Raw genomic sequence first — 26,957 nt, 5'->3', positions numbered from 1 at the left:
GGTGGTCGGGGTCCACATGACATTCTCCAGGCAGGTCAGCAAACCGCTTGGAATCATGCGAACCTCGACCGCTCAACCCTTTTCGAAACGGCCTCTTAGCCGCTCGTCCGGCTTCATGCCGCCAATTTGCCCAGTTCCGTCAGAAAAGATCAGAATTGTCTTCGGCATGTCTAACCTTATCAGAGCTACACGCGCGGAAGCGAGCGATGCGATCACGACATGCGATTCGGACTGTCCGGATGTTCTGTAAAAGTTCTTGCGGCCAATACGTCGCGGGCGTAACTACCGTGCTCATCGAATACAGCATCGTCCGCGGCAGTCACGGGGCCGACACCGGACAGTCTGGTATTGGGTGACGACGCCCCAATAGCTGCTATTGAATGCAAGCTGATTTCAGGGACGGTTTCTGCCTCCGCCATTCGCGGTCAGGCCGCGCCAACCAAGAGCAGCCGTTTCTTAGCGCTCGAGTCCGCATCGAGAGATACTGGACGCTTCAATGGCAGCAATCAGAGCAAACCAGACCAGCCGCCATTGCTCTTTAGCGCGCGATGAGTTTGTGTGACGACAGAAGCTAAAGTGAATTAGCTGCACTTCGAGGGACGCAATGACGTTGCCGGCAGTACTGTCAGATCTGATCGCTTACGACGCTGACACACTGCGAGTCACCAGCCGCGAGAGCAAGCGCCTCGAATTTAAGCAGGCATTCGTTCGGAACAACCTACCGGCGTATGAGCGCACGATGGCTGCTTTCGCCAACGCTCAGGGCGGCGTCATCGTCTTCGGCGTCGACAACAACCCGCGTGTCATCGTCGGAACTCCGCCAGCGGACATCGCTGATGAGGCTGACATCACGACGTTGCTACGCCAGGATTTCGCACCGGAGCTGGCTTTTGAGAGCAGGACGTACGAGGTCGACGGCAAGACGTTGTTCGCCATCTCCGTCGAGCCGGCTCTCGATCGACCGCTAATCTGTACGAAGACGCGGAACCGCGCTTACACCGATGCGGCTGGTAAGAAAGTGACCGAACCAGTAATCACCGAGGCGGCGATATACTATCGGTACACAGCGCGCACGTCTGCAATCGGGTATCCTGAACTAAAGGCACTGCTGGACGACCGTGAGCAGCGCCGTATGACAATGCTGTTGGAGACGATCGAGGCAGTCGAGCGCGTAGGCGTCGAGCGGGCCGGCGTCGTGGACATCACGACGTTCGGCGACGCGAATAGATCCACCAATCTCTATGTATCGCAGGAGACCGCCCGGTCGATGAACTTCATCGAGGAGGGGCGCTTCACTGAGAAGGAGGATGAGGGCTCGCCGGCGTACATGGTCGTCGGCAAAGTCTCGTTAGGTGAAGTCATACGGGCACCTCTCGAAGACGCTGATAAGAATCTTCCTTCCGAAGCCGCTGCGGCGCTTGCCGATGTCGTGCATGAGGTGTGCGGCGACGAGGTCACGCTAAACCAGAGCGGTGTCCTTCCTCTGCTCAAGGCATTCGAGCTAATGGAGCTGCCGCACCATGAATACGATGCAAAAGTGAAGCGGCGATATATCACCCGCACCGGCATTACTGCATTGAAGGATGCGATCCGAGCCGATCCGCTCAAGGCACTGCATAGCTTCGCCTCTAAGAAGACGATCGAAGCGTACTTGGCCAAGCTGCCAGCAGCAGTCCCCGCCATGTCTGGTCCTATGACTTTGTCGAGGGGCGGACCAGGCATGCCATGATCCGACAGTTGCAAGGTGCACGTCCAATGCCTGGGACTTCGACCGTTACTTTCAGTGTACGCCGACCTGATATTCGACGGCATGGACAAAGCACGTGAATTCAAAGAAAATCTGCCGCGGGACGCTAAAAACGTCTCGACAGCATTGAGATGTAAAGACCTCGGCGTTTCGGAGCGTAGATCAAATCTGTCGGGCCGCAGGGCGTCCTCCAGCTTCACCAAAGCGTGGCGCTGGTCTGTGCTTGCCGTCGCCCGCAAATGCACCGGACTTGTGAGCCAGATCTTCGATGATCGGGCATTCGGGTCTGTCATCGCCAACACAGTGATCGGCGAGGTGTTCGAGTGTCCGGGTCATGGCTTCCAGTTCGATGATTTTTGCTTTCAGTTCAGCAATGTGCGAGAGGGCCAGCGCCTTGACATCGGCACTTGCTCTGCTGCGGTCTTGCCAAAGAGTGAGAAGTCCACCGATCTGCTCGACCGTAAAGCCCAGATCGCGTGCCCGCCGGATGAAGCGGAGCGTATGAACGTCCTGGTCTTCGTAGTTCCGGTAGCCGGCATCCGTTCGATATGCTTTCGCGATCAGGCCGGTGGTCTCGTAGTAGCGGATCATCTTCGCCGAGACGCCGGAAGCCTTCGCTGCCTGCCCAATATTCATCGCTGTCCTGTCCTTCCATTACGCGGCTCAAGCCGCATTCGCCTCGTCGGGTGTGAAGAATACGTCCGCATGAAGATCCTGTGTCCGCAGTCCCCGGTCGCTCAATATCTGGAAAGCTGCGTCGACCATGGCCGGCGGGCCCGCGACGTAGGCTTTCCAACCATCAAGGTCACGTAAATCTTCTGCGACGGCATCGGTCACAAAACCGGTACGCCATATGCTCTGTGGCGAGGCATCCGACAAAACGGCACTAACACTAAGATTGTGGTGTCGCCTCGACAATGTTTCGAAATGGTCTACGAGATAGAGGTCGCGTTCTGATCGCGCTCCGACGTAGATATGGATCGGCTGCTTCATGCCGTGCTCGAGCGCGGTTTCGACGATTGACTTGATCGGCGCTAGGCCGGAACCGCCGGCGATGCAGAGGATCGGTCCGGTATGCATCTCACGTAGATAGGATGAGCCGAAGGGTCCGTCGACCTGGAGCGTGTCACCGACTTTGAGGTTCAAGGCTATGTGAGTGCTCGTTTCGCCGCCTGGAACGCGGCGAACATGAAACTCAAGCTCCTGTTCGCCAGGTTTGTTGGCCATTGAATAGTCGCGCGACGGGGCGCCGGGAAGGGTCAGGCGGGCGTATTGCCCTGCGGTAAACGCGAATGGCCCGCCATCCTCGATAGCCAGCCGGATGCGCTTGATGTCATGCGTGGCGTCGTCGAGTGCTACGACGCGGCAGTGCAGCTTGCGGCGCGGATGGTCGGCTGTCTCGGCGCTGCCGCCCAGCCATGCGATACGCGAATCCACCTTTGGCAATGCCCGGCAAGCAAGCACGAAACCCTCCGCCTTTTCCTCATCGGAGAGTGCAAACCGGGTATGTTCAAGCAAATCGACCTGACCGGAGACGAGACGAGATTTGCAAGAGCCGCATCTGCCGGAGCGGCAACCGTGAGGGTAGGGGATGCCTTCCGCTAACGCCGCTTCCAGGATCGTGCGGCCCTCAGGCACCTCGATCTTGCGGCGGGCTGGTAAAATGTCGACGCGTCTGGTCATGGCAAAGGCTCCGCTTCATGCAGCTTTCGAAGCGCCGAGAGCGCTTAGGATGCCCGGCTTCTGCGCGGCGAATGTTCCGAAAAGAATCCGGTCGCCGATGATGGTGATCGGCGCCACGCGAACACCGGTTCTTGTCTTGGCCTCCTCGGCGATCGCGGGATCGGTCAGATCCTTCTCGACGAAAGGAATGCCTTGCGCATTGAGCCAGGCTTTCAGTGCGTGGCAGTCGGGGCAGGTCGGTGTTGTGTAAACGACGATCCATGCGTGCTGTTGGCTGTTCATATCGAAACTCCTCGGGGATTGGGGGGCAGCCCGCCGGATGGCGGCTTCAGACAGTCATTCGGCCGGAACTGGATGAGGCGTGCCGAGCCGCCCTTCCTGGGCGCCGATCGGAACCGGCGCCCGGAAGGACTTCAGGCGCAGCGCATTGCCGAGCACGAAGACGCTGGAAAGTGCCATCGCGCCTGCCGCGATGACCGGCGACAGAAGCATGCCGTACGTCGGATAGAGAACTCCCGCGGCGACCGGGATCAGAAGCGTGTTGTAACCGAAGGCCCAGAACAAGTTCTGGCCGATGTTGCGAAGGGTCGCCTTGCTGAGCGCAATGGCGTTGGTGACACCACGCAGGTCGCCGGACATCAGCACCACATCAGCCGATTCGATCGCCACATCCGTGCCGGTGCCGATCGCGAGGCCGACATCAGCCTCGGCAAGCGCCGGCGCGTCGTTGATGCCGTCGCCCACGAAAGCGACCGCGCGCCCGCCCTGCCTCAGCCGCTTCACCGCGTTGACCTTGCCGTCGGGCAGTACGTCGGCAACAACTTCGTCGATGCCGAGCTGACGTGCAATGGCGTTTGCCGTGCCTCCATTGTCGCCCGTGATCATCGCCACCTTCAGACCAAGCCCGTGCAATGCCCTGATCGCATCTGGCGTGGTCGGCTTAATCGGATCGGCGACTGCGATCACCGCAGCCGGCTTGCCGTCTATGGCCGCGTAGAGCGGGCTCTTGCCCTCGCCAGCCATGCGTCGGGCTGCCGGCAGCAGATCGGATACATCGTAGCCGAGCTTCGTCATGTACCGGTCGGCACCGACCTCTACTCGGTGACCCTCTACAATAGCCGAGACGCCGAAGCCGGGAAGCGCGTCGAACGTTTCAGTCGCGGCAAGCGACAGTCCGCGCTTCCTTGCGCTGCCCACAATTGCTTCCGCAATCGGATGCTCGGAACGCGCCTCCACTGCCGCAATCAGCGCCAGGGCCTCATCTTCCGTGTACCCATTCACAGTCACGAAGTCGGTGAGCTCGGGCCGGCCCTTGGTGAGCGTGCCGGTCTTGTCGAGGGCTATGACGTTCACGTCGCGCAGCGCCTGCAGTGCCTCGCCCCGGCGGAACAGCACGCCCATTTCCGCCGCGCGGCCCGTTCCGACCATGATCGATGTCGGCGTTGCCAGACCCATGGCGCAGGGGCAGGCAATGATCAGCACCGCGACAGCATTCACAAGCGCGAAAGTCAGTGCCGGGTCAGGGCCGAAAACGAGCCAGACCAGGAATGTGAGTGTAGCTGCTGCCATGACCGCCGGCACGAACCACATCGTGACCTTGTCGACGATTGCCTGGATCGGCAGCTTGGAACCTTGCGCCTGCTCGACCATGCGGATGATCTGCGCGAGGACAGTGTCCGCGCCGACCTTTTCCGCACGAAAGGAGAATGAACCTGTCTTGTTGATTGTGCCGCCGACGACTTCGGCGTCGACACTCTTCGCAACCGGGATCGGTTCGCCTGTGATCATGCTTTCGTCGACATAGCTCGAGCCTTCGACGATTAGGCCGTCGACCGGGACTCGCTCGCCCGGACGGACCTGAACGACGTCGCCCGGCTGAACCTCCGTAAGCGGGATTTCGACTGCCTCGCCATCGCGCAGAACACGCGCTGTCTTTGCCTGAAGCCCCATCAGTCGCTTGATCGCTTCCGAGGTTCTGCCTTTCGCACGCGCCTCAAGGTAGCGGCCGAGCAGGATGAGGGTCACGATTACGGCGGCCGCTTCGTAATAGACATTTGCGGTGCCCTGCGGGAGGACACTGGGAACAAATGTTGCGACAAGAGAATAGCCGTAGGCGGCCGCTGTCCCGAGCGCCACCAGGGAGTTCATGTCGGGTGCGCCGCGCAGGAGCGCGGGCACGCCCTTCTTGAAGAACCGCAGGCCAGGGCCGAACAACACCAGGCTGGTCAAAGCGAACTGCAGATACCAGGCTTGCGGATGGCCGATCGTCGTCATGACCCAGTGATGCATGCCCGGCACAACGTGGGAGCCCATTTCGAGCACGAACACCGGCAGGGTCAGAACAGCCGCAACCAGAAGATCGCGGCGAAGCCCCTGCGTTTCCGCTTCCCGCCGCTCTCCTTCGATGTCGGCAGGGGCGTTGTCCGTGAGCGGGCGCGCTTCGTAACCGGTGGCCTCGACGGCTGCCACGAGATCGCCGAGGGTCAGCGCGCCGGGGACATATTCCACATGGGCGCGCTCGGTCGCCAGGTTGACGGTAGCACTCGTTACGCCGGAAAGGCGGGCAAGCGCTTTCTCAACCCGACCGACACACGACGCGCAGGTCATGCCGTCAATCGCCAGTTCGGTCGTTTCCCCGCGAACGGCATACCCCGAGCTTTCAATCGCTCGCACAACACCGGCGACATCCGGCTCACCTGAAAATGTGACTTCCGCACGTTCTGTCGCAAGGTTGACTGAAGCAGCGGCAATGCCTGGCGTTGCTTTCAATGCTCTCTCGACGCGACCGACGCACGACGCGCAGGTCATGCCTTCGATGGGAATCGTGATTGTTCCATCGCTCCCGGGGAAACGTGTTTCTTTGCGCTGAAGCGCGTTTGTGGCAGCCATTGCATCCACTCCTGTTGAATCGAATGGACGGAAGGTGGGGCTTCCAACGATTGGAAGGTCAATGGGGCGCCGGATCTTTTTTTCACCTTGACCTTACCACGGTGGCAAACCCTAGCTTTTGACGAGTGAGCAATAAGGAGACCACCAAAATGCTTCGTTTCAACATCCCCAACATGACCTGCGGCGGCTGCGCCGGTTCGGTTACCAAGGCCCTGCAGAGCGTCGATGCTCAGGCAAGGATTTCGGCCGATCCGGGCTCGCGCGAAGTCACGGTAGAGAGTGCCGCTGATGAGCAGCGTTTCCTCGCGGTTCTGGAGGAAGCTGGCTATCCGGCGGTACAGGTAGCAGGCTGAGGACGCCAGTCGGCCGCAGGCGTCGCGGTGGATGTTCAATGTGTCCGCCGGTGTGATTGCGCCCATTTCGATGTGTGAACCGGAATGGACGCAACCTGCTCGGGCGCTGGGATCGATGCTTCCGGACCTGCCGGGTGCGGAAGCATCTCAACTTTGGCAAATCTGGGCGACAAAATCGCGCGCTCTCGAAGTTTGGGGCGAGCCGAAGAATTCGTTGGGCGGGGCCTTCTCCACGATCCGGCCCTCGGCCATGAACACCACATCATGACAGACGCGCCGAGCGAAGCCCATTTCGTGCGTGACCACGATCATCGTGCTTCCTGCTTCGGCCAACTCCACCATCAGTTCGAGCACGCCGCCGATTGCTTCAGGGTCAAGTGCCGACGTCGGCTCGTCGAACAGGAGTACTTCCGGCTTCATGGCCAATGCACGCGCAATGGCAACTCTCTGCTGCTGACCGCCAGAAAGCGATGCGGGCATTTTGTGCGCGTGCCCAGCAAGACCGACCGTTGCAAGCAGCGACGCCGCGCGTGTCTCCGACTCGTCGCGCGAGAGCCGCATATTGATTCTTGGCGGGAGAGCGACATTGTCGAGCACCGTAAGATGCGGAAAGAGATTGAAGTTCTGAAAAACCATGCCAACCTTCCTGCGCAACGCGACGAGGTCTCGTGCCCTGTGGCCGACGGGGTTGGCACCGAACCGAACCTCTCCGGTGTCCCAATCTTCCAAGCCATTCAGACAGCGCAGAAGCGTGGACTTGCCGGAACCGGACGGACCGCAAAGCACGAGGCATCGACCACGTCCTACCGTCAACTCTATGTCGACCAGAGCTTGAAAGCCGCCGAACGATTTCGACAGCCCTTCAACCGTGATTGTAGGAATTTCGTTTTCCGGCAAAGCTCATACCCCCGCAGCTCTAGATTGGCCCTCGCCGAGACGGCGCTCCAGACTGTCGCCGACACGCGTGAGAAAGAAACAGAAGCTCCAATAGACTAGACCGACAAACACATATCCTTCTGTCGCCAGTCCAAGCCATTGGGGATCAGCGATCGCTGCGGTGACAATGTTGAGGAAGTCAAAAAGGCCGACGACCAGGACATAGGTGGTATCCTTGAAGAGCGCCACCACGGTATTGAGGATGCCGGGTAGCACCGCTCTGATCGCCTGAGGGATGAGGATGTATGCCTGCGCGTTCCAGAATGTGAAGCCGAGCGCGGCCGCGGCTTCACCCTGTCCCTTGCCGATGCTTTGCAGCCCGCCACGGAACACCTCCGCGAGGTAGGACGAGGTGTACAGCGAAATCCCGATCAGTGCCAGCGCGAGACGGGGAAATTCCGTTCCCGGCGGCAAGATTAGCGGCACCATAACCACGGCGATAAATAGGACCGCGATCAGTGGTAAGCCACGCCAGACCTCGATGAAGACAGTTGCGAGCACATACAACGCTGGCAAGCGTGACATGCGGGCAAGTGCCAGTAGGAAACCAATGGGGAAGGCCGATACGAATGCCACGGTTCCGACGTAGACGGTCATCGTCATGCCTCCCCACTGGGTCGTGGGGACGAGCGTCAGTCCAAGCAGTTCGCCATGCAGGATCAGGGTCGAGAAGACTGGATAAGTTGCCAATACAAATACGACGATCGGTGTGCGCCATCGGAAAGCGGGGCCGAGGGCCAGGCCCAGGGCGATGATCGGTGCCAGTAGCGCGACGGCGGCGCGCCAGCGCTCCTGTGAAGGGAAGAACCCGAAGGCAAACTGCGGTAGCCGGCTTATTACAAAGGCCCAGCATGCTCCATCCGGATCGCAGCCTTGCCGGTTTTCGGCTGACCAGGTCGCATCAAATATGGCCCACTGCAGGAGCGCGGGAACCAACATGGCCAAGGCCAGCAGGAAGATCGCCCATACTGCCATGCTGAAGGGACGGTCGCGCAGTGTTTTGAAGGCGGACCATGCCAGGTTCGGTTTGGGTCCGCCAGGGGGCCGGCTCCGGTGTAATGCAACAGCGTCTATCGTCATCGCTGCTTCAACCCTTTTCGACTGTTGTATGCCGCGGAGGCCGACCCAAGCGCGACGTTGATCGTCAGATATACAAGCGCCGTCAGGATGACGATCTCGACAGCGCGGCCAGTCTGGTTGAGCGAGGTGCCGAGGAAGACGTTCACGAGATCGGGAAAACCTACAACCGTCGCCAACGAGGAAGCTTTTACAAGATGCACGTATTGATTGGTGATTGGCGGAATCATCAGGCGCATTGCCTGCGGCAACACGATGCGGCGTTGGATGAAGCCATGCCTGAAACCGAGCGCACGGGCCGCTTCAACCTGCCCCTTGTCGACGCTGATTATCCCTGCCCGGACGATTTCGGCGATGAAGGCGGCATTGTAGACGACAAGCGCGACAAGCAAGGCCACCAACTCGGGCATGAGCTTTATACCGCCGTTGAAATCGAACCCGCCTAGTTTTGGGCGTTCCCACTCGAGAAGTACTGCTGCGGCCAGCATCGAACCTGCGGCAAGCATGGCTGCGACCAACATAGGTGCTCTTTCTCGTGCCCGGCTGACTGGTACGCGAGGGCGCGTCAGATAGGCAGCTACAGCGGATACCAATCCAAGAACAAATAGACCTGCAGCAAACGTGGTGTTTGGTCCTGCGAGGGGAGCGGGAAGATAGATGCCGCGATTGCTGAGAAAGAAGCCGCCGCCGAGGTTGAGGGCGTCGCGCACAACGGGAAGCGATCGTAGCGCCACCGTTTGCGTGAAGATAAGGATCAGGAGGAGCGGAACGTTGCGGACCGCCTCGACATAGACTTTTGCCATGACCCGGATAGGTCTGGCCGGCGCGCTCCGCGCAAGCCCGACGGCGACGCCGAGGAGGGTTGCCAGAACGAGCGCCATGCTGGCCACGAACAAAGTGTTCAGGATGCCGGCTATATAAATCCGCCCGTATGTCGCCTCGGCGGTCATCGGGATCAAGCTGAAGCTCATGGAAAAGCCGGCTTCTTGCCAAAGGAAGCTGAATCCGCCGGTGAGCCCGGTCGCCTCCAGGTTGCGCACGACATTAAGGCTGAAATAGCCGAATGCGAATGCAGCGCAGAGAACGACCAGAACCTGATAAATGAGCGCACGACGGCGCCGTTGCACTCGTCGCTCACGGTTGTTGAATCGCTTCCCCATTGCATCGTCTATCGCGGATGGTGGAGAAGGGCTCACCGCCTCGGCCAAGGTTGACACGGCTCAGCGCACCGGGGGAGCGTAGAGCAGGCCGCCTTCGGACCAGAGTTTGTTTCTCCCGCGCTCGACGTTGGCTTTGCTCTTGGAGCCGAGGGTGCGCTCGAACAACTCTTCGTAATTCCCGACAGCCGAAATGACGTTGACGGCCCAGTCGTTTTCAACGCCCATCATCGCGCCGAAACCACCTTCCGAACCGAGAAGACGTTTAACTTCCGGCTTTGATGCGGTTTCTGCCATTTCGACTGCGTTAGCTTGAGTAATTCCCAACTCTTCACCGATAATCAGTGCATAAAGTGTCCATTCGACGACATCCTCGAATTGCGGATCGTCTTGGCGCACCACGGGCCCCAGCGGCTCCTTGGAAATTATGTCCGGCAAAATGACGTAGTTGTCCGGTTCCGAGAGGCCGAGACGATAGGAAGCAAGGCCGCCAACTTCGTTGGTGTATGCGTCACAGCGGCCAGCCTCGAGATTGGCTGTGCTTTGGTCAGGGGAGCTTACGGTGATCGGCGTATATTCCAGGCCGTTGGCGCGGAAATAGTCCGCCAGATTGAGCTCGGTGGTGGTGCCCGAGGTTACGCAGATCGAGGCTCCGGATAGCTGAGCCGCTTCTGCAATGCCGCTATCCTTGCTGACCAGGAACCCCTGTCCGTCGTAGAGGTAAACTCCAGCCCACTCAAAGGCGAGATCGTTGTCGCGCGAAAAGGTCCACGTTGCCGACCGGGCGAGCATGTCGACGCTTGACGACTGGAGCGAGGCAAAGGCATTCTTGAACTCGAGCGGAACGAAGTTCACCTTTGTGCCGTCGCCAAGAACGGCGGCCGCGACCGCTCGGCAAAAATCCGCCTCGAAGCCCGTCCAGTTGCCCTGGTCATCAAGCGTGCTCTTGCCGATCGACGTGCCGGTGCTGACGCCGCAGTTCAGCTCGCCCCGCTGCTTGATGGTATCGATTGTGACGCCAGCATGTGCGGTAAACGGCATCGCGATTGCGGCAGCCGCAAGGTATAGAGGCTTCAGTTCTTTCATATCCATCTCCTCCATTGCGCCGTTTAGCACTTCATCTACTCGGTCGTGGCGCTGCGACCAGTCGCGCGGTTCTTACTGGGCGGCATTCTCGAATTGGCGCATGTACCGTTCGAGGCCGAGTTCCAGATCGTCGCGGAGATCCTCCGCTGCTTCCAGTCCGATACTTATTCGTACGAGCGGGCCTGTATCTGCCCAGTTCGAACTGCTCCGCATCGCGCGCATGTCTGCCGGCGCCACCAGGCTGTGCAGTCCACCCCAGCTTGCGCCGATGCGGAAAATGCTGAGCTGTTCGAGAAACGCGGCCAAGTTGTTGGAGTACCTGGGGTCAAGCAGGACCGAGAATACGCTTCCGGCACCTGCAAAGTCGCGAAGCCATATCGGGTGGCCTGGGTCGTTGACCAGGGCCGGGTGCAGAACTCGAGTTACCCCATCACGCCCGTCGAGCCATCGTGCGAGTTCCAATGCCGTGGCCGATTGCCGATCCATGCGCACGGATAGCGTTCCAAGACCACGTAGCGTGAGGTAGCAGTCGTCGGGCGAGACGCCGTAACCCAGAGCCTTCATCCGGTCCTTGAGCCGCCGGAAGCGCGATTGATCTGCAACGGCGACTGATCCCATGAGGACATCGGAATGGCCGCTCACATATTTCGATAGGGCCTGAACGGCATAGTCTACGCCGTGCGAAAGAGCTTGGAATCCAAGTGGTGAGGCCCACGTTGCGTCGGCCGCCACCTCTGCGCCCCGGGCATGGGCGGCTGCGACGATGGCCGGCACATCCTGCATCTCCATTCCAAAGGACCCCGGAGCTTCTACCCATACCAAGCGGGTCCGGTAGGATATGAGGGTGGAGACGTCCGCATCCGGTGGGTAGAAGGTCACGTCGATGCCCAGAGGCGCAAGCAGGGCGTCGGCTGCCTGCCTGGCCGGCCCATAGGCGGATGTGGGAATCAGCACCCCATCGCCCGCCTGAAGAGCGGTCAGGTTTACAAGCGTGATTGCGGCCATGCCGGATGGCGTGATCAACGCCTTCTCAGCGCCTTCCAACGTTGCGATCGCCTTCTCGAGGGCACGCAGGGCGGGGTGGCCGTAGAGGCCGTATGCATAGCCGTCGTAGAACGCACGATGGCGGTCAAGGAACTCGTTCACCGTGTCGAAAACGATGGTCGATCCGCGATGCACCGGCACGGTCAGTGCGGGAAAGGGAAGGTCGCTGGCATCGACATGCAGCAATTTGGTGTCACGCTTCATGGGCTATCGGCGTTCCTGTGTTGGACAGGACCAACATCCGGCAACCCTGGCATGATTTCAAATACTGAAGTGTTCGGACTCTATGCAGAAACCTGATATAGATCCTGAATGAACTTTCGTCAGATCGAAGCCTTCCGAGCCGTAATGATCTGTGGCACCGCGAGCCGTGCCGCCGAAATGTTGCGAATTTCACAACCCGCCGTCAGTAGGCATATCGCTGAACTCGAGGCATCTGCACGGCTAACGCTGTTCGAACGGTCCAGAGGGCGCCTGAAAGTCACTGCCGAGGGCAAGGCCTTTTTCGAAGAGGTGACCAGAGCGTTTACCGGTATCGAAAGGCTACGGTTTGCTGCAGAGAATATTCGCAGCTTCGTCGGTGCCCGCTTGCGAGTCGTAAGCATGCCGGCGCTTGGGCATGCTTTCCTTCCAAGGGTGGTTGGCAGGTTCGCGAGGCAGTTCCCGAATTCCTCGGTGCTGTTGCAGGTACGAAGTTCGGAATTCGTTCGCGAGGAGATCGCGGCGGGCAATTACGATCTCGGCTTCGCCGCCGATGAAATCAACTCCGCCGGGGTTGAAGTGCAGCCTTTTGCCAGTCCCGACGCAGTCTGCCTCTTGCCCCAGGGGCATCGCCTTGCTGGCTATCAAACGGTCAGGCCGGTCGATTTTGACAACGAGCGGTTCGTGACCTTGGCAAATGAAGACGCTGCGCGCAGCCGTTTCGACCGCATTTTTGCGGAGGCAGGCGTTCGTCCGAAGATTGTCAGCGAGACGCAGTACTCGTTGACGGTCTGCAATCTGGTGCGCAACGGCGTCGGTATTGCTCTTGTCAATCCGTTCTCGCTCGATGGTCTCGATCTTACCGGTATGGCGCTCGTGCGCTTTCGTCCTTCCGCGCAATTTAGATCCCTGCTGGTGCGCCCACCAAACGCGCCCCAATCACGGCTGGCGGACGCGTTCCTCGGGATGGCCGAGTTGGAACGCGACAGGCAAGCCGCTGGCTGGCTTTAGTCGTATCATAACGTAAGAGGCCACCGAGCTGCGCAGAACCTTGCGACAATAGGAATTGGCAAAAGAGATTTGCAAGAATCCGATTGACCTTCCAGTAGATGTAAGGTCTAGCCGTTGCCCTCTTTGTAAGGCGTGGCCAGCGCGTCGTACATGTGCTTGGTACTGAACTCCCGTAAGCAGACTCAAGAACTGGCAGCGACGGACGTCGACTTGCTATCGACGCGGACAAGCCGATTCGCCAGGCCACGCAACCTGAGTTCGGAGGAGATATTGTTATGTTCGTCCAGCCCATAGACTACATACTCGCAGTATGGTTCCTCCTCGCTGCCCTGAGCACCGCCTATGTCGCGTGGGACCAGTTCCAACACAATCCCGAGCCGCCCGTCATGAAGTGGGGCTTCGTGCTCGTGACCCTCTACCTCGGACCGGTCGGACTGCTGCTTTATGTTCTAGCGGACAAGGAACCGAGACCCGGTACGCACGAGCAGTTCATCAAGCCGCTCTGGAAACAGGGCCTAGGCAGCACCATCCATTGTGTCGCCGGCGACGCGACCGGCATCATCATCGCCGCCGCCGTGACGGCGATCATCGGCCTGCCGATGTGGGTCGACATCATCGTCGAGTATATGGCGGGCTTCGCGCTCGGTCTGTTCATTTTCCAGGCGCTGTTCATGAAGCGCATGATGGGCGGAAGCTACTGGGAGAATGTGCGAAAATCGTTCATCCCGGAATTCATCAGCATGAACGCGATGATGGCCGGCATGGCACCGGTCATGGCGGTGCTGATGATGGGGCGCGATATGCGCGCCATGTGGCCCGGCGAGTTGCTGTTCTGGGGCGTGATGGCACTCGGCATCGGCGTCGGCTTCTCGGTGGCCTATCCCTTCAACGTCTGGATGGTGTCCAAGGGTATGAAGCACGGGCTCATGACCGATCGTGGCGGCGCGGCGGGCGCCGCGCACCATCATTCGCCTGCCGAGGCGAAGTCGGCTGGCGGCTACTCGAGCGGCAGCAACGGCGAAAGCCGCCTTTCGCTGGCCTTCGCGCCCACGAGGACGCAGATCACGGCGATGGCCTCCTTTACGACGCTGATGCTAATCGGAGGGTTTGCCTATCCGTTCACGCAGGTGAACATGGCGCTCAGCGCCCACGACGTGGGCGACGTTATCATGCCGCCCGGGATGATCATGGATTTCGACACTCCCGGCGATGCGATGCGTGACATGGCCGCTGTCGATCCTCGCCGCGTCGCATATCGCGCCGGACCGGACGAAACAGGCGGCCGCCCTCTCGAGCCACGCGTCGAGGATGGCGTCAAGGTCTTCGATCTCGAGGCCGCCGTCATACGATGGCAGATTCTACCCGGAGAGTATGTTGATGCGCTGGCTTACAACGGACAGGTTCCCGGCCCGACGTTGCGCGTCACGGAGGGCGACAGAGTTCGCATCAACGTCACAAACAGCCTACCCGAGACCACGACAGTTCACTGGCATGGGCTGATATTGCCCAACGAGATGGATGGGCCGGCCCATGTAACGCAGGAACCGATCGCACCGGGCGAGACGTACAGCTACGAATATGACGTGGGCCAGCACGGCACCTACTTTTACCACACGCACGATCATGTCGACCGCCAGCAGTCGCTGGGCCTCTATGGAACGCTTATCATCGATCCCCGCGAGCCGGGCGATGAGATTGAAGCTGACGCCGAATATACCGTCCAGTTGCAGGAATGGCTTAAGCGCGAGTGGCTGACCTATCCGGCGATGCCAATGGAGGGTGGTTTGCCGAATTTCTTCACGATCAACGGCAAAGCCTATCCCGCGACAGAGACGGTCAAGCTGAAGGTTGGCGAGACGCTGAAGGTCCGCTTCGTCGGCTCGCACACGATGGCAATCCATCCGATGCATATTCACGGCGGGCCGTTCCTGGTCGCCGCCGTCGATGGCGAGACGCTGCCCGAGAGCAACCGCTACCTCGCGGATACCGTCAATGTCGGACCAGGCCAACGCTTTGACGTGCTGTGGCCAGCGCGGCAGCCAGGAAAATGGCTGCTCCACTGCCACATCCCTCACCACACGACAAACAACAACGTCGAAATGGAAGGCGGCGGCGGTCTAATGCTGGTGATCGACGTCTCGGCAGACTGAACGAAAGGCTACGACAGTGGCGTCGGAATTCAGGTGATGGGATGCGGCGCTCGCATCGACTGTCTGGCGCAATTCCCCGCCGGGGCGAAACGCGCCGTTAGGCTTTGTCGCGTAGTTGGAGAAGCATGACCGATGAAAAACCCGCGATTATTCTCAACGGCCGAAACCAGTTCCTAGCCGCAGCGATGTTCGGCCTGCTGGCATTGGCCTTTCTTGCTGACATGCATGCGATTGATCGCTTGCTGCTGGCAGGTCTCGGAGACCCAGGCAATGTTCGGCAGGGATCGGGCATCGTCCACGCGTCGGCATGGGGTCTTACGATGCTCGGAAGTCCGCACTTTTTTGTGCTGGCCTCGGCGATCCTTGTCGGAACCCTGTTAGCTCGACGAGAAATTGATCGAGCGATCTTTGCCGTGCTCACATTGCTCGGAGGGGCGGCCTTGGCATACCTGACCAAAACGGCGTTCGGTATCGCCAAACCCCACCATCTGCCAGGATCAGAGGAGATTGCAGCGACAAGCTTCCCAAGCGGCCATGCAGTCCTTTCCTTGCTCTTGGTATCCACGCTGCTTGTTCTGTGGCCTTCGCCCGGGCGAATTCTACAGGGGGCGGTGTGGATATTGGCGGCAGCAATCGTGCTCGGCGTCGGCGTGAGCAGGGTATTCCTGGGCACGCACTGGCCGTCGGATGTGTTGGCAGGCTGGCTTTTCGCCCTCCTCTGGATCGCTGCCGTTCATCGCGGCACATCCCGTCTCGGAAGGCCTGTTGGCCAAGGGTAACAGCAACCCCGTTCCGTCGTCCAAGGTCTAACATGGATTCCAAGGCGGGCGGGTTTTGCCGCCCGCCTTGGAAGTCATCAGAAGTAGCGGGTAAAGCGCATGAAACCGGACACTGTACCTCCGAGGCCGTCGATTTTGCTGTAGGCAAGTTCGTTCCGGACCTCGAAATTGGTGACCGGCGTCCAGACGGTCGACAACTCGGCAGCGTACGCATCCAGGTTCGTCGTCACGAGACCAGCGTGCAAATTCCGGTAGTAGTGTGCACCCACGGAAGCCGACAGGTTGGACGTAAATTGGTGCTTGTAGGACGCAAGCGCTGACCACTCTGCGCTGATCTTGTCGAACTGCCCGCGCGAATAATCGTTCGCGTTGCTGGCATATGATCCTACAACACGCACTGACGAGCCGGTGGCATTCGGAAGGTTCCACTGCAAGCCGACTTTAGCGGCGTATCCGTCCGAGCCCAGGAAGTCCTCGTCGTAGCCGAATTGCGCCCAGGCGCCGCCCCATCCCTGATTTACGCCGACTTTTGCAACGGCATCTGGAATGTAGCCGTTGCCTGCCAGGGCATCGTCTTCCAGTGAAAGGGTTGCGAAATAGCCCGAGCCGAACGTATGCGTGTACGAAAGCTGCGCCCGCTGCATGTAGCCGTAGCCGAGGCCAGCCCACGAGTGGGTGCCAGGGTAGTTGGAAACGCCCCCTGCCTGAGTCGACGTCCAGGCGGATTCTGTATACCCCATGCGCAAGCCGCCCAGTTCAAGATAGGCTTGGTCAATGTAGGCAGGGCCGTCGCTACCCCCGCCGAGGCCATTTGTTCCGTCCCAATTCGCTTCGACGCGGACATAACTGCGTAGCGTTCCCCAATCGGTCTGAGACCGGGCATCGAAATTGACACGCGTCCGCACGGTCTTGTACCAGCCGTCGGTAAGCTCGCCCCCAGGATGAAAGGTGAGCGGCGGCGTATCGCCTGGTCCGCGACTTTCAGCGCCGATCTGATAATAGACGTAGCCGCCGATCGAAAGACACGTTTCGGTGCCGGGAATATAGAAGAAGCCGGCCCCATAGGTGTCACATATACGGACATACTCGAGGGGTTCGGGCTCGGGCACGGCGTAGACGGTCGGGTCCGCGGCATATGCCTGGGATGCGCCCATAAGCGCGGCAACCGAGCTAAGCATAAGTTTGGTATTCATGGTCCCACCTCCAGATTGGGATTGAAGAGCACGACGCGATTTCACGAAACGAACCGCGTCGAATGGGACTAGGCCGGGCGAGTTTTTCAGCAGGCTTGCGGGAACTTTACATTGCTGTAAGGGACGCTCGCGGCATTCGTTGGGAACAAGTAGTGTTGCCCATCTGCAACGCAGGCGCGCGATGCACCGCACCATGCCGGTGCTCTTGGTCCGCATTGGTTGCATGGTGGATGCCCGTCGACAGAGGCGGTACCGGTAAGATACAGCCTGCTGTTAAGCCCGTTCGTTTCGTGTATCCGAACTGACGCCGAGCCAAGCCCGAAGAACAGAGATGCGCCCCTGCGCGGTGTTTAGGCGACCACCCGAGTAGCCGCACAATTCGCACCCGATGCTGCTTGGACCCCAGCGCGTGGGTGAGGTCGAGGCTTCTTACACATCTGTAAGATTCGGGACAAACAGCCACAAGAAATGCGGCCTAGCATAAGCCGGTATCCGATGTTGACGCAGCATCCCTGCCTCGTCGACCAAATTGCCCGCCTGTGTGTCTGACCTCCACAGGCGGGCTTTTTTTGGTCTTCGGTAGATCGGCGTGAAAGCGTCAGGCATGAAGCTTGGTCGGAAACACTACGCGCACGGCCAAACCTGGCGCGCGATCCGTCAGGATAACATGTCCCCCGTGCAGATCGGCAACAGCCTTCACCAGGCTCAGGCCAAGGCCGGTTCCTTCGGTCGTCCTGCTCTTTTCCAAACGGTAGAATCTCTTGAAAACCTTGGTACGTTCTGCCTCCGGGATCCCGGGGCCATTGTCGGCGACCATGAGAAAGGGCCTGCCCTGATGGCAGCCGCTGGCAAGGCGGATTATGGCGCCTTTCTGTGTGTGACGAATGGCATTGGCAATTAAGTTGGCGCACATCTGGCGCAGCAAATCTTCGTCGCCCCAGACTTCCGATCCGCCTCTATCTCCTCCTGGAAGCAAACTCAGTTGCTTGCCCGCTTCGTCCGCGATCGGTTCATGGATTTCATACATTTCCCCCAGAAGTAGCTCAAGGCTCACGAGACCGAAACGCCCGCGGCGCGCACCGGCTTCTATCTGAGAGATCCTCAGCAATGCCTCGAAGGTGGACGAGATCTGAAGAACTTCGGCAAGTGCCCCTTCGAGACGCAACCGAGCTGCGGTGTCCGACCCAGATTTGTCGATGGCATCTTCAAGCGTGAGGCAAAGCCTGCCGATCGGTGTTTTCAGATCGTGGGCAATATCAGTGGTCACTTGTTTCATCGCGGCCACGCTGGCTTCTAACTGCTTTAGGGAGACATTGACTTCGGTGGCTAGGACATCAAGATCGTCCTGTCTGGCTGATACCGGAAGTCTTGTCCCAAGTTGTCCAGCGCCGACGAGTTTCATGGTTGCCGACAACGTTGCGATGCGACGGCGCGTACGGAATGCCAACAGCGCTCCTCCTCCAAGTCCAGCGCCCAGAACGACAGCGGTTGCCCAGCCAAAGCTCAACAAAGCGATCCGTCTCAGGCGATTCGTATCGTCGTAGTTGACGCCGATCACCAACTGCAGTTCGCCAAGAGATCCTCGATAGAGCCTGTAGTTCGTGGTGGATCCGTCCTCGTTCTCGCCGGTAAAGGTCGAAAACCCCTGTGGAACGGAGGGTACCCGGAAGTTTCCCGCGAGGAATTCTCCATCGGAACCGCGGAGGAGATAGAGCGTTTCCTGGCCGCGGATTGCGGGACCGTGACTGCCGATCATTGCGGCAGCACCTTCTATTCCACGGGCTTCATATGCTGACTGGATTTCGCGATAACGTTCCATAACGTGGGAATCCAGTCGTTCGTATAGATAGGCCGCTACCATGTTGTAGGCGACGACATTTCCTCCAGACAGCGAAGCCAGGAAAAGTGCCACGTACAGTGCCGCAAGGCGAAAGGGAGTGCTGCGTACCAGTCTACCGAGGTGCATGTAGACTGTATCCGGTGTTGCGAATCGTGTGGATCAACTGAACTGCGAACGGCTTGTCGATCTTCGCACGGAGACGGCTGACATGTGTCTCTACAACGGTGCTCTGTGGATCAAAGTTGAAGTTCCAGATCCGTTCCAGCAACATCGTTTTTGTCAGGACGCGTCCTTCATTCTGCATGAGAAATTCCAGCAACGCGAATTCGCGTGGGAGTAATTCGACGCAATGGCCGGCCCGTGTTGCAACTCGCCGTACCAGGTCGAGTTCCAGATCCGCCACTCGTAGTACGGTTTTTTGCTGAGCGATGGGTGGACGCCTGCCAACCGCATTCAAGCGTGCAAGCAATTCGCTAAACGCGAACGGTTTGGCAAGATAGTCGTCGGCACCTGCGTCGAGGCCCTCTACCCGATCTTCGAGGCCACCCATCGCGGTCAATAGGATGATGGGGAGCTTGCCGCCGGCTGCCCGCAAGCTGCGGACTAAGGAAAGGCCATCGAGGCCTGGGATCATTCGATCGACAATAGCGGCATCGTATGGCTCTCTCAGCCCGGCTGCTAAAGCATCCCTACCGTCGCGCAGTACGTCCGTTACATGACCCGAGGATGCTAGGCCGCTCGAAATGTAGTCACTTGTCCGCTTGTCGTCTTCGACCAGCAAAATCCTCATATTAATCGCCCCGTTTCGGAGATAGCCTCCCGCGGTGATGACCTCGTGCGATACCCGAGCTGGATGCGTAGCTCGGGCGGGCGTATCCGTTTTCTTTTTTTGATTTTTGGCGATCGGGGTCGCTGTAGTGTCAGCAACCACCGCCCCGACGGGGCGGTGGTTGAACGCGAATGGTGACTATTTCAGATCCGTAATCGTCAGCTTTCCGCGTACGCGATCGGCCACGAATTCGATGTCGCCGCCTTCTTTAAGCTTGTCGAGCATGGCCGGGTCAGCGACCTTGAACACCATGGTCATGGCCGGCATGTCGAGATTCTTGAGTTCTTCGTGCGTCACAGTAACCTTCTCTTGGTCAGCCTTGATCTCCTTGACCGTGCCCTTCGTGTATTCTTGTGCCATGACCGGAGCGGCAATGGAGACGGCTATGGCTGCGGCGATGATGAACTTGGTTTTCATTCTTTGTGCTCCTTCTGGTGAAAGTTACATTGCAGAAACTTCGACGGTACCGTGCATGCCGGATTCGTAGTGGCCGGGTATCAGGCACGCGAACTCAAAAATGCCCGCGTTGGAGAATGTCCAGACGATGTTGCCGCGCTTGCCCGCTTCCAGGCGAATGGCATTGGGATCATCGTGCTCCATCTCGGGAAACTTCATCATCAATGCCCTGTGCTCGGCGTTCTTTTCCTTCTGGTCGAGCACGAATTCGTGGTCGAGTTCCCCTTTGTTCAGGATGCTGAAGCGGACGGTCTGCCCTTCCTTCACCTCGAACGTATTGGGTTGAAAGAGCATCTGGCCGTCTTCATTTTCAAACATGGTGACGTTGATCGTTCGCGTCGCCTTGTTCGCGTCTCCTGGAATTCCGACCGCCATTTCCTCATGGCTACCAGAATGGCCTGGTGAGGCAGCGGCCATGCTTGCGGACAGGATCAGTAGTGCGACGGATGCGATTACTGTCTTCATTCGGTCTGTCTCCATTGTTGATGCTGATGTTGTTGGTCTTCGGGTCAGTCGTGGCCGCCGTGCCCGGCTGCCGGTTCTGGCGCCGGCTTGGCCGGTGCCTGCGTCTTCGCGCCTGTTGTGCTTGATGCGGCAGGCAAGTCGCCCGTCCATTCATAGGCAACGGTTCCTGGCGGGTGCTCATAGTCACCCGGATCCGAGTAATCGTCGGAAGCGATGCCTTCGCGAACCTTGACCACCGAGAACATTCCGCCCATCTCGATCGCACCGAACTGACCCCATCCCGTCATCATCGGAATGGTGTTATCGGGCAGCGGCATCGACATCTCGGCCATGTCTGCCATGCCCCTGGTACCCATCGGCATGTAATCGGGTTGCAGGCGCCGGATCATTGACGTTACGCGCGATTTCTCAGCGCCGATGAAGGTCGGCACATCGTGTCCCATGGCGTTCATCGTATGGTGAGACTTGTGGCAGTGGATCGCCCAGTCGCCCTCATGGACGGCGTTGAACTCATAGGCCCGCATCGCGCCCACGGGAATGTCGATCGATACCTCCGGCCATCGCGCTTCGGGCTTCACCCATCCGCCGTCGGTGCAGGTAACCTCGAAGTCGTAGCCATGCATATGGATCGGATGGTTGGTCATGGTGAGGTTGCCGACCCGGACGCGTACCCGGTCGTTTCTCGAAACCACCAGGGGATCGATGTCGGGAAATATGCGGCTGTTCCAGCACCACATATTGAAATCGGTCATCTCCATGACCCGCGGCAAATAGGAACCGGGATCGATATCGTACGCGTTGAGCAGGAAGACGAAGTCTCGATCGACGCGCATGAATTGCGGGTCTTTGGGATGAATGACGAAAAAGCCCATCATGCCCATTGCCATTTGAACCATTTCGTCGCCATGCGGGTGGTACATGAAGGTACCGCTCTTCACGAGGTCGAACTCGTAGACGAACGTCTTCCCTGCGGGGATGGCGGGCTGTGTAAGTCCTGCCACCCCGTCCATGCCACAGGGTAGGATCATGCCGTGCCAATGGATGGTGGTATGTTCCGGAAGCTTGTTGGTCACGAAGATGCGTACCCGGTCACCTTCTACAGCTTCGATCGTCGGGCCTGGCGATTGGCCATTGTATCCCCAAAGATAGGCGGTCATCCCGTCGGCCATTTCGCGTTCAACGGGTTCGGCGACGAGATGGAACTCCTTGACGCCGTTGTTCATTTTGTGGGGCAACGTCCAGCCGTTGAGGGTGACGACCGGCTGGTAATCCGGACCGGATGTCGGAACCAACGGTGACTGCGTCGAAGCGCTTTCCATTATCGGCGCGTCTGGCAGGCCCATGGCTGAGGTCTTGGTCCATGCCGCAGCACCAACGACGGTGGCGCCGGCACCAAGCAATTGTCTTCTATTCATCATAGCTCCAACCTTTCTCAATGGCCTGCCGCTTCGCCCGCATCGGCGACTGCCTCTGGTTCTCCGCCACCGGTCTCCGCGCCGCCGGAGCGGCCTCCGTAAATGGTTGGAGCGAGATTGGCCTCGGCGAGCCAGAAATCGCGCTTCGCATCGACGGAGAGCAGGACGGAATCTATCTTGGCGCGCGTATCTGCCAGCAATTCGAAGGTGCTGGTGATCATGCCGTTGTAAGTCAGCAGGGATTGTTTCTCGATCGTTGTGCGGAGGGGGAGGACGTTGTTCCGGTAGTGGCGCGCTATGTCATAGGTGGACTTGTACTGGTCGTAGGCTGAGCGAGCCTCTGATCGCACCGTTACAGCCCTTTCCGCGAGACGGTTGGCTGCCGCCATGTAGTCCAGTTCAGCGCGTCGCATGCGTGCTCGGCCGCTGTCGAAGATTGGAATTGCAAACTCGACCTCCAGGTCCAGGTCGCCCGAAACTGACACTTTCCGTTCACCGTCCTCTCGTTCCCCCTCGGCTTCAAAGCCGGCTACCAAAGCGATATCGGTCATGTACCGGGTGACATCGGTCAGACCGTACTGCTTGGCCAGCGCCTCAAGTTCCAAAGCGGCTGCCTTGAGGTCTGCGCGATGACCGAGGGCATCGGTTTCAATGGTTTCGATACGGGCGAGTGATTTCGGCAGCGGGGGCAATCGGTTTGGAACCTCGTATTCTACGTTCGCCCCCCAAAGCCCCATCAGACGGGTGAGTTCGGCCTTGGCGCTCCGAGCCGCGAGCCGAGCTCGCGCTGTCTGCCCTGCCAACTCGGCGTAGAAGACATGTTCGCGCGCCTGACCGGATTTGTTCAGAGCCCCAGTATCACCAAGTCTGGTCGCTAGTTCCGACGCTGCATCGGCAGCTGCCTTGGCCTGATTGAGATAGGCAACACGCTCCCACGCCGAGGCGGCTTCGATCCAGGCGCGACGAGTATCCGCGGCCAATGCCAATGTCGCGACCGCCGCATCAAGCTGTGCCTTGCGAAAGCGGGTGTCCGCAATGTCGATGCGCCTGTCCCGCGTCACGAGCGCAAAGATGTTGTTTACGATCATTCCCTCGACAGCTCGGAAGGCACCGAGTTCGGGCGCGCCCAGGCCGAGTACGCCGATCGAAGCCGTCGGATTGACGAACATGGTTTCCTGCCATGCGTCGGCAGCTGAAAGTCCAAGCTCGGCGTAGGCAGCCTGAAGCCCCTTGTTGTTCAGAAGAGCGACCTGCACGGCCGTGTCGGCGTTGATCGTTTTGCCTCGGACCAAAGCCTGGACTTTCGAGCTTGTCGCGTCGGCAGTCTGCTTGTCTTGGATCCAAACGGCATTCTTGCCGGTGGCCGTCCGTGTGGTGGCCTCTACCGTGCTGAAGCCAGCGAAGGCGTCCGCGTAGACGGCCTCCTGGGCGGTGACTGCACACCCGCCCGCGACAAGAGGGAGGGCAAGGATCAATGCTGTTCTCGCTGTGCGGTTCATCGACCACCTCCCGGTCTCTGAGCATCGTTTTGCTCCCGCCACGGGCGAGGCTCTACCGGGGTGCGGTGCGTGTAGGCGCCAATCGGATTGTGGTGATGAAGCGGGCTTACCTCATAGGGCAGTTCGGGTGATCGAGTCGGTGTGACGTCAGTCGGCAAAGTCGCTGCACAACCGCCCATGAATAGCGGCAGCGCGACCATCGAAACGGTCATTTTCATGTGAATTACCTGATCGTTGAATTCGAGGAGTCCTGCCGCGGACAAAACTCCTGCGGTCATTGACTCGGCAAAACGAAATTCAGATCAGGTATTCGGAGGCCGGTGCGGAAGGACCCACTCGCCTGGCGCCACATTCGTATCGACGAGCATGTGGGTGACAACTATCGGTTCGCGGGATGCAAGCCCGTAAAACGGGACGATACAGGCTACGCCCGCACAGAAAAGGTCACAACACTTCTCTGCTGTGGCCGCAAAGGGCAACGCGGCACCGTCGGCTTCACTTACCGTGTCTTCAGCGGTTTCCCCCCGCGAATGCCCATGTACTGAGGCGGGATGGCCGTTGGTGTCGGCAGATATCGTCATATGATGGTCCGCGTCGGCGAATGTAAAGTTTGCAGACGCTACCTGCGCATAGGGGGCAGCAAACAGCACAAGTGCTAGGAGCAGCCTGGCCGCAAGTCCCAGAAGTCGTGTCGATATCCGGCGCGATTCACCCATGGCTAATGCTATGCTGGAAGCTCCGTCGTCGGTCAAGGAGTCGTCCTTTACATTTCTGTAAGGTGAAAACGTGGCGGCAAGCGACGCTCTGACACCCAAAATGCCACAGGTTCATGTTCACAAGGTTGGGGATTTATGCTCGGCGACGCCAAACCTTGATCAAGGGGAGCGACGGAATGAATGCCGTGGAGTCGTCGCTAGGCTCGGGCGCCCACATCGTCCCAAGTCTGCAGGGTCAGGCCATTGACCCTGCACGTTATTGCGATCGATATTGCCGGGCATGTTTTCCAGCTAAGGCCGGCAGGCGTCGCACCCGATTGACAGCCGGTCCCGTCTCAAATGTGAACGCCGTTCAGCGACCGCCGAGACGCTCCCGAACCTGTTGCTTGGGGTTCATGATGGAAACCGTACCGTAGCGTTCGTTTGTGCGCTCAACCAGCCCATTGGCGAGGACACGAAATGATATCTCGGGATTGGACCTCGAAGTAGCAGTTTCTCCCGGTTGTCCGTGACCCTGCAGGATGGCATTCAATCTTGATGTTCCCTCGGCGAGTGGCTCGATCGCCAGAGCAGTGGAACTCATGGAAATCAGGGCGAGCGACACGAAAATAAGCTGCTTCTTCATTTGGTCTATCCTTTTAAGAGCACGTCAATGTGCCGAGGAAAGATCCTAGGTTGGGACATTTTCCGGGAGCTTCCATGAAGTATAAAATAATGTAATGTTCTGTCGGCTCGGCTGTGCGAGCCTGCCATGCGATCTCAAGGTGTGAGTTTGAGGCTTATTGCAATGAGAACCGGCCGCCGAACGGGTCGATCGGCAGAGCTTCGCCAACGATGGCACGCTTGAGCCAACCGCCTTTCCACGCCAGCCGGCACGCCGTGTCCGCTATGTGCGAGCCTGGCTGAGGGCTCGTACGACAATCGCGCTGCTTTCTGCCGGTGAGCACGCCGCTTAGGAGCGCCGCGAACCGCGCGGCGCCTGTGGGCTGGCCGGCCGCCTCGGGTTTTTCGACGTCATTGACACTCCGCCTCGATCCAAACGGGTTTCATCCGGGTTTGTAACCTCATCGCCGCAGATGAGTTTGTAAGCCTTGGCGGGACAAGCATGGCAGCAGCCATCCCGTTCCAAGCGCTCGAGCGCCATCAGAAGATGCTCCGCTACCTGCAGCCGTTGCTCAGTGAGGGCAATGCGGAATGCATCGAGAATCGCTTCAGCGAGAATTCTGTCGTCGGAGGCCATGGATTCCTCCTTTGGCAATCGCGTGTGTTCGTCCCGAACATGCCATGGTCCACCTTCCACCGACTGTAAGGTCAATGCTTTGTTTCGATCGAACGGGAAGGCGAATTACAGGCCGCCCCGCTATCGTTGGTCAGATTGGCGGCGGATGAACGCTTCGAAGGTGCTGAGAGAACACCATTTAGGCGATCAATTGCCATTCGATGGAGGTACAAAGGCCAGGGCCGAAAGGCTGGAGTTGTGTACCAGCGGGCGAGATCATGACGATCCCTCTTTCTGTTCCCTGCGACTTATCTCCTTTTGATAATCGCGTTCGCGTTCTGGCCAGGTGCTCTTTATGTAATCGAGCACCGCCCGGATGTCGCTGTCCGGCAGAATATCGCCAAAACCCGGCATGTCGCTCTGGTAGCCGCCGCCGACAACAGCGGCAGTCCCTTCCCTGGTAATACGGTAAAGCACGCCGTCGGGGTGGTGCCAGGTGTGGCCTGTGGCGTCGTGCGGCGGCGCGGGCAGACGCCCAGTTGGGAGCGGTTGCTTCCAGTCCGGCTGGCCCTCGAGGTTGGCCCCGTGGCAGGAGGCGCAGTGCTCGGCGTAAAGCATGCGGCCGCTCATGATATCCTCCTTGGCGCCGCCCACCGGCAGCCTGCCAGTGACCGCTAGCAAAATGACGGCGAATGCGCCGACGGCGACAGCGACCAAGGTTAGGGGATGTTTCATGAGCGCTACTCCCGCGCATAGATACCGGCGACGGTGCCGGATTTCGAAATCTCGAGGATTTCAAACGGGCGTTCCTTGGCGCCGCCCATACCGGGCGAACCGAGCGGCATGCCGGGCAGCGTCACGCCCTTGATGTCAGGGCGCCCCGTCAGCAACTTCGAGACAGTCGCGACCGGTACATGGCCACTTACGGCGTAGCCTTCGATGATCGAAAGGTGACAGCCTTGCACGTCGTCGGGCACCCCTGCCTCGCGGCTCATGGAGGCGAGTTGATGGGTCGGCTCTACGGTTACGGTGAAGCCGTTCTGCCGCAGGTAATCGGCGTAGCTCTCGCAGCAACCGCATTGCGGATTTTTGTAGAGCATCACCTCCTGCGCTTCGGCCGTGCTGGGCAGGAAGGCATAGATTGAAGCAGTGGTGGCGACCGTGGCGGCGAGTACGGTGAAGGTCAGATTGCGCATGTCTTGCTCCTTTTCT

25 protein-coding genes are annotated in these 26,957 nt (G+C 59.3%); 5 read left to right on the top strand and 20 right to left on the bottom strand.

The genetic code is table 11. From position 1 onward, the window contains the following. The first annotated feature begins 604 nt into the window (after positions 1–604). Positions 605–1,729: an AlbA family DNA-binding domain-containing protein gene (locus V1479_RS22245; RefSeq protein ID WP_173194322.1), complete on the top strand. Its 1,125-nt coding sequence runs from the start codon at positions 605–607 to the stop codon at positions 1,727–1,729. A 180-nt stretch (positions 1,730–1,909) separates the two neighbouring features. Here the strand turns inward: V1479_RS22245 and cueR are convergent, their stop codons facing one another. From cueR to V1479_RS22225, 4 genes are read right to left on the bottom strand one after another with little or no spacing between them, the layout of a single operon-like run. Then, positions 1,910–2,383, bottom strand: a complete 474-nt coding sequence (cueR, locus tag V1479_RS22240) for a Cu(I)-responsive transcriptional regulator (RefSeq protein WP_173194320.1) — start codon at positions 2,381–2,383, stop codon at positions 1,910–1,912. 27 nt (positions 2,384–2,410) lie between these two features. Further along, the gene (locus tag V1479_RS22235; protein ID WP_173194318.1) at positions 2,411–3,430 is read right to left on the bottom strand and encodes a 2Fe-2S iron-sulfur cluster-binding protein; all 1,020 of its coding nucleotides are present in this window, start codon (positions 3,428–3,430) and stop codon (positions 2,411–2,413) included. A gap of 15 nt (positions 3,431–3,445) precedes the next feature. Further along, positions 3,446–3,712, bottom strand: coding sequence for a glutaredoxin family protein (locus V1479_RS22230; RefSeq protein WP_173194316.1), 267 nt, complete (start codon positions 3,710–3,712; stop codon positions 3,446–3,448). 54 nt (positions 3,713–3,766) lie between these two features. Beyond that, positions 3,767–6,319: a heavy metal translocating P-type ATPase gene (locus V1479_RS22225; protein ID WP_368804790.1), complete on the bottom strand. Its 2,553-nt coding sequence runs from the start codon at positions 6,317–6,319 to the stop codon at positions 3,767–3,769. A gap of 149 nt (positions 6,320–6,468) precedes the next feature. Here V1479_RS22225 and V1479_RS22220 point away from each other — a divergent pair, with 149 nt between their 5' ends. Further along, entirely contained in the window at positions 6,469–6,672 is a 204-nt protein-coding gene (locus tag V1479_RS22220) for a heavy-metal-associated domain-containing protein (protein WP_173194312.1), read from the top strand. A gap of 147 nt (positions 6,673–6,819) precedes the next feature. On the opposite strand, the gene V1479_RS22215 is transcribed toward V1479_RS22220, so the two are convergent. The 5 genes from V1479_RS22215 to V1479_RS22195 form a co-directional block, all read right to left on the bottom strand. Continuing rightward, positions 6,820–7,569, bottom strand: a complete 750-nt coding sequence (locus tag V1479_RS22215) for an amino acid ABC transporter ATP-binding protein (protein WP_194248642.1) — start codon at positions 7,567–7,569, stop codon at positions 6,820–6,822. Between the two features lie 3 nt (positions 7,570–7,572). After that, the gene (locus V1479_RS22210; RefSeq protein WP_368804789.1) at positions 7,573–8,688 is read right to left on the bottom strand and encodes an amino acid ABC transporter permease; all 1,116 of its coding nucleotides are present in this window, start codon (positions 8,686–8,688) and stop codon (positions 7,573–7,575) included. After that, positions 8,685–9,845, bottom strand: a complete 1,161-nt coding sequence (locus V1479_RS22205; protein ID WP_368804788.1) for an amino acid ABC transporter permease — start codon at positions 9,843–9,845, stop codon at positions 8,685–8,687. Before V1479_RS22205 ends, V1479_RS22210 begins: the two co-directional genes overlap by 4 nt. 60 nt (positions 9,846–9,905) lie before the next feature. After that, a complete protein-coding gene (locus V1479_RS22200) occupies positions 9,906–10,928 on the bottom strand; it encodes an amino acid ABC transporter substrate-binding protein (protein ID WP_368804787.1) in 1,023 nt (340 codons plus the stop codon). 72 nt (positions 10,929–11,000) lie between these two features. After that, positions 11,001–12,176, bottom strand: a complete 1,176-nt coding sequence (locus V1479_RS22195) for a trans-sulfuration enzyme family protein (RefSeq protein ID WP_173194305.1) — start codon at positions 12,174–12,176, stop codon at positions 11,001–11,003. A 108-nt stretch (positions 12,177–12,284) separates the two neighbouring features. Between V1479_RS22195 and V1479_RS22190 the strand changes: the two genes are divergently transcribed. The 3 genes from V1479_RS22190 to V1479_RS22180 all read left to right on the top strand — a co-directional run bounded on the left by V1479_RS22190 (position 12,285) and on the right by V1479_RS22180 (position 16,113). Further along, a complete protein-coding gene (locus tag V1479_RS22190; protein WP_173194303.1) occupies positions 12,285–13,184 on the top strand; it encodes a LysR substrate-binding domain-containing protein in 900 nt (299 codons plus the stop codon). A gap of 275 nt (positions 13,185–13,459) precedes the next feature. Next, entirely contained in the window at positions 13,460–15,334 is a 1,875-nt protein-coding gene (locus tag V1479_RS22185) for a multicopper oxidase domain-containing protein (RefSeq protein ID WP_368804786.1), read from the top strand. A 125-nt stretch (positions 15,335–15,459) separates the two neighbouring features. Next, positions 15,460–16,113 (top strand): phosphatase PAP2 family protein, encoded by a 654-nt coding sequence (locus tag V1479_RS22180; RefSeq protein WP_368804785.1) that lies wholly within the window; start codon positions 15,460–15,462, stop codon positions 16,111–16,113. A gap of 77 nt (positions 16,114–16,190) precedes the next feature. Here V1479_RS22180 and V1479_RS22175 read toward each other — a convergent pair whose 3' ends face one another. The 11 genes from V1479_RS22175 to V1479_RS22125 form a co-directional block, all read right to left on the bottom strand. Beyond that, a complete protein-coding gene (locus V1479_RS22175; RefSeq protein WP_173194297.1) occupies positions 16,191–17,306 on the bottom strand; it encodes a porin in 1,116 nt (371 codons plus the stop codon). Positions 17,307–17,904: 598 nt separating this feature from the next. After that, a complete protein-coding gene (locus V1479_RS22170) occupies positions 17,905–19,218 on the bottom strand; it encodes a sensor histidine kinase (RefSeq protein ID WP_368804784.1) in 1,314 nt (437 codons plus the stop codon). A gap of 40 nt (positions 19,219–19,258) precedes the next feature. Then, positions 19,259–19,936, bottom strand: a complete 678-nt coding sequence (locus tag V1479_RS22165) for a winged helix-turn-helix domain-containing protein (RefSeq protein ID WP_368804783.1) — start codon at positions 19,934–19,936, stop codon at positions 19,259–19,261. A 177-nt stretch (positions 19,937–20,113) separates the two neighbouring features. Next, a complete protein-coding gene (locus V1479_RS22160; RefSeq protein WP_368804782.1) occupies positions 20,114–20,392 on the bottom strand; it encodes a copper-binding protein in 279 nt (92 codons plus the stop codon). A gap of 24 nt (positions 20,393–20,416) precedes the next feature. Beyond that, entirely contained in the window at positions 20,417–20,896 is a 480-nt protein-coding gene (locus V1479_RS22155; protein ID WP_368804781.1) for a cupredoxin domain-containing protein, read from the bottom strand. A gap of 44 nt (positions 20,897–20,940) precedes the next feature. Next, positions 20,941–22,314, bottom strand: a complete 1,374-nt coding sequence (locus V1479_RS22150; protein WP_368804780.1) for a multicopper oxidase family protein — start codon at positions 22,312–22,314, stop codon at positions 20,941–20,943. 14 nt (positions 22,315–22,328) lie between these two features. Next, on the bottom strand, positions 22,329–23,810 hold the full coding sequence (locus tag V1479_RS22145) for a TolC family protein (RefSeq protein ID WP_368804779.1): 1,482 nt from the start codon (positions 23,808–23,810) through the stop codon (positions 22,329–22,331). A 1,068-nt stretch (positions 23,811–24,878) separates the two neighbouring features. Then, positions 24,879–25,151 carry a hypothetical protein gene (locus V1479_RS22140; protein WP_173194287.1) on the bottom strand — a complete coding sequence of 91 codons (273 nt, stop codon included), beginning with the start codon at positions 25,149–25,151 and terminating at the stop codon, positions 24,879–24,881. 327 nt (positions 25,152–25,478) lie between these two features. Beyond that, the gene (locus V1479_RS22135; protein ID WP_173194285.1) at positions 25,479–25,766 is read right to left on the bottom strand and encodes a hypothetical protein; all 288 of its coding nucleotides are present in this window, start codon (positions 25,764–25,766) and stop codon (positions 25,479–25,481) included. Between the two features lie 255 nt (positions 25,767–26,021). Further along, complete coding sequence (locus V1479_RS22130) at positions 26,022–26,480, bottom strand: c-type cytochrome (RefSeq protein ID WP_368804778.1); 459 nt, start codon at positions 26,478–26,480, stop codon at positions 26,022–26,024. 5 nt (positions 26,481–26,485) lie between these two features. Next, positions 26,486–26,941: a DUF411 domain-containing protein gene (locus V1479_RS22125; RefSeq protein WP_173194281.1), complete on the bottom strand. Its 456-nt coding sequence runs from the start codon at positions 26,939–26,941 to the stop codon at positions 26,486–26,488. Between the last annotated feature and the right edge of the window lie 16 nt (positions 26,942–26,957).

The sequence above is a fragment of the Neoaquamicrobium sediminum genome, assembly GCF_040970315.1.
Lineage (GTDB): Bacteria > Pseudomonadota > Alphaproteobacteria > Rhizobiales > Rhizobiaceae > Aerobium > Aerobium sediminum.
This window is presented reverse-complemented; position numbering and strand designations above follow the sequence as displayed.

Coding starts and splice junctions, on each gene's coding strand:
- V1479_RS22245 (WP_173194322.1), top strand. CDS start 605: ATGACGTTGCCGGCAGTACTGTCAGATCTGATCGCTTACGACGCTGAC.
- cueR (WP_173194320.1), bottom strand. CDS start 2,383: ATGAATATTGGGCAGGCAGCGAAGGCTTCCGGCGTCTCGGCGAAGATG.
- V1479_RS22235 (WP_173194318.1), bottom strand. CDS start 3,430: ATGACCAGACGCGTCGACATTTTACCAGCCCGCCGCAAGATCGAGGTG.
- V1479_RS22230 (WP_173194316.1), bottom strand. CDS start 3,712: ATGAACAGCCAACAGCACGCATGGATCGTCGTTTACACAACACCGACC.
- V1479_RS22225 (WP_368804790.1), bottom strand. CDS start 6,319: ATGGCTGCCACAAACGCGCTTCAGCGCAAAGAAACACGTTTCCCCGGG.
- V1479_RS22220 (WP_173194312.1), top strand. CDS start 6,469: ATGCTTCGTTTCAACATCCCCAACATGACCTGCGGCGGCTGCGCCGGT.
- V1479_RS22210 (WP_368804789.1), bottom strand. CDS start 8,688: ATGACGATAGACGCTGTTGCATTACACCGGAGCCGGCCCCCTGGCGGA.
- V1479_RS22205 (WP_368804788.1), bottom strand. CDS start 9,845: ATGGGGAAGCGATTCAACAACCGTGAGCGACGAGTGCAACGGCGCCGT.
- V1479_RS22200 (WP_368804787.1), bottom strand. CDS start 10,928: ATGAAAGAACTGAAGCCTCTATACCTTGCGGCTGCCGCAATCGCGATG.
- V1479_RS22195 (WP_173194305.1), bottom strand. CDS start 12,176: ATGAAGCGTGACACCAAATTGCTGCATGTCGATGCCAGCGACCTTCCC.
- V1479_RS22190 (WP_173194303.1), top strand. CDS start 12,285: ATGAACTTTCGTCAGATCGAAGCCTTCCGAGCCGTAATGATCTGTGGC.
- V1479_RS22185 (WP_368804786.1), top strand. CDS start 13,460: ATGTTCGTCCAGCCCATAGACTACATACTCGCAGTATGGTTCCTCCTC.
- V1479_RS22180 (WP_368804785.1), top strand. CDS start 15,460: ATGACCGATGAAAAACCCGCGATTATTCTCAACGGCCGAAACCAGTTC.
- V1479_RS22175 (WP_173194297.1), bottom strand. CDS start 17,306: ATGAATACCAAACTTATGCTTAGCTCGGTTGCCGCGCTTATGGGCGCA.
- V1479_RS22165 (WP_368804783.1), bottom strand. CDS start 19,936: ATGAGGATTTTGCTGGTCGAAGACGACAAGCGGACAAGTGACTACATT.
- V1479_RS22160 (WP_368804782.1), bottom strand. CDS start 20,392: ATGAAAACCAAGTTCATCATCGCCGCAGCCATAGCCGTCTCCATTGCC.
- V1479_RS22155 (WP_368804781.1), bottom strand. CDS start 20,896: ATGAAGACAGTAATCGCATCCGTCGCACTACTGATCCTGTCCGCAAGC.
- V1479_RS22150 (WP_368804780.1), bottom strand. CDS start 22,314: ATGATGAATAGAAGACAATTGCTTGGTGCCGGCGCCACCGTCGTTGGT.
- V1479_RS22145 (WP_368804779.1), bottom strand. CDS start 23,810: ATGAACCGCACAGCGAGAACAGCATTGATCCTTGCCCTCCCTCTTGTC.
- V1479_RS22140 (WP_173194287.1), bottom strand. CDS start 25,151: ATGAAGAAGCAGCTTATTTTCGTGTCGCTCGCCCTGATTTCCATGAGT.
- V1479_RS22135 (WP_173194285.1), bottom strand. CDS start 25,766: ATGGCCTCCGACGACAGAATTCTCGCTGAAGCGATTCTCGATGCATTC.
- V1479_RS22130 (WP_368804778.1), bottom strand. CDS start 26,480: ATGAAACATCCCCTAACCTTGGTCGCTGTCGCCGTCGGCGCATTCGCC.
- V1479_RS22125 (WP_173194281.1), bottom strand. CDS start 26,941: ATGCGCAATCTGACCTTCACCGTACTCGCCGCCACGGTCGCCACCACT.